The following is a 1,750-nucleotide window of genomic DNA, read 5'->3' as shown; positions in this document are numbered from 1 at the left end:
TTCCTCGCAGGACATATTGAATTGTCACGTTCCCGGATCAAGGGCATTATCATGGACGGAAACGTGCTGGTGAACGGCTCGGCAGTATCGAAACCTTCCTGGCCGGTTGCGGTTGGTGACCATATCGAATTAACAGTTCCTCCTGTCGAAGAACCTGATTTCCTTCCAGAACAGATACCGCTTGACATCGTTTACGAGGACGAGCATATAATCGTTATCAACAAACCTCCGGGAATGGTGGTTCACCCGGCGCGCGGTAATGTTACGGGAACGCTTGCGGCCGGACTGTTATTCAGGTGCAGGTCGCTCACGGGTGTCGGGGACCCCCTGAAACCCGGAATCGTACACCGTCTGGATAAAAATACATCGGGATTACTCGTTGCAGCTCTTACACCTGAAGCCCACGGCATCCTGTCGGGTATGGTGCATGACCGCACAATTCAGCGTATTTACACTGTTTTCGTCTGGGGTCATCCCGAACCGGCGTCGGGTACGGTCGATGCCCCTATAGGCAGGCATCCCGGAAATCGCCTGCTCCAGGCTGTTGTCGAGGATGGCCGGCCTTCGGTGACCCGTTATGAGACAGTCGCCCGGTATGATTTTCTCACCATGCTCAGAGTCACCCTGGTCACGGGACGAACTCATCAGATCCGCGTTCACATGGAAAGCATCGGACACCATGTATTCGGCGATCCGGTTTACGGAGGCCGTGAAAAGAGACTCAAAGGCTTCGATCCTGAAATCCGCGAAAAGGCGCGATTTCTGCTTAAATTTATCGACCGTCAGGCGCTCCATGCGGGCAGGCTTGCATTCAATCATCCCATATCCGGTAAGATGCTTGCTTTTGAAGCTCCCCTTCCCGCCGACATGACAGCGCTCCGTGAGAAGCTTGAAGAGTGGCAGCCCCCCTATGAAACTGAATAGCGTTTAAAAATACAATCACATGTACGTTTTTTGATTTTACGATTTTGACTTTTTTAATTCTTTCAAACCGTACTCTGTAAATTATTTCTGAGATAAATGTGAATCCTTGGGTGTAAACAGGTATGAAACATCATTATGACATCTGTATTGTCGGCGGAGGCCCGGCGGGACTCATGACGGCAATCGAGGCCGCGTATAACGGAGCTCGTGTCGTTCTCCTCGAAGCCGGACCATCCCCGGGACGGAAACTCCTTGCCACCGGCAACGGCAGATGCAATCTGACCCACGCCGGCACGATCGAATCGTTTCTTCAGGGATTCGATACGCGGGCCGCCCGATTTTTGAAACCGTCCATCTACCGTTTTACCCCACAGGATAGTATCGCATGGTTTGAATCGCTCGGCGTTCCGCTCAAGGTGGAGCGCGGCTCGCGGGTATTCCCTTTGAGCGACCGCTCCCGTGATATTCTCGATGTCCTTACCGGCGAAATCCGGTCATCCGGAGCTGAGCTCAGGATTTCCGCGCCTGTTTTAGTCATCGAAAAGGATGAGTCGGGATTCAGCGTTGCCTGCCCGGGGAAAAATCTGTATGCAACGGCTGTTGTTGTGACGACCGGCGGTCTTTCGATGAAACGGAGCGGTTCCACGGGCGACGGCTACCGGTTTGCGGAAAAGCTCGGACATACGGTAAATGAACCGAGAGCGAGCCTTGTCCCCCTCGTCACGTCTGAGAAGTGGCCGAAGGAAATAGAGGGTCTTGCGCTGAAAAACGTGCGTTTGAGCGCCCATGTCGGAAAAAAACGCGTTGAAAGGTTTGGGGAAATGCT

At 53.1% G+C, this 1,750-nt stretch carries 2 protein-coding genes; both read left to right on the top strand.

Going from position 1 to position 1,750, the window contains the following annotated elements:
* A partial coding sequence (locus tag LLG96_19285) for an RluA family pseudouridine synthase (protein MCE5252349.1) occupies positions 1–924 on the top strand: 924 nt, incomplete at its 5' end.
* Positions 925–1,046: 122 nt separating this feature from the next.
* The coding region (locus LLG96_19280; GenBank protein MCE5252348.1) for an aminoacetone oxidase family FAD-binding enzyme at positions 1,047–1,750 on the top strand (704 nt) is incomplete at its 3' end.

The organism is bacterium (assembly GCA_021372535.1).
GTDB lineage: Bacteria > Latescibacterota > Latescibacteria > Latescibacterales > Latescibacteraceae > JAFGMP01.
This window is presented reverse-complemented; position numbering and strand designations above follow the sequence as displayed.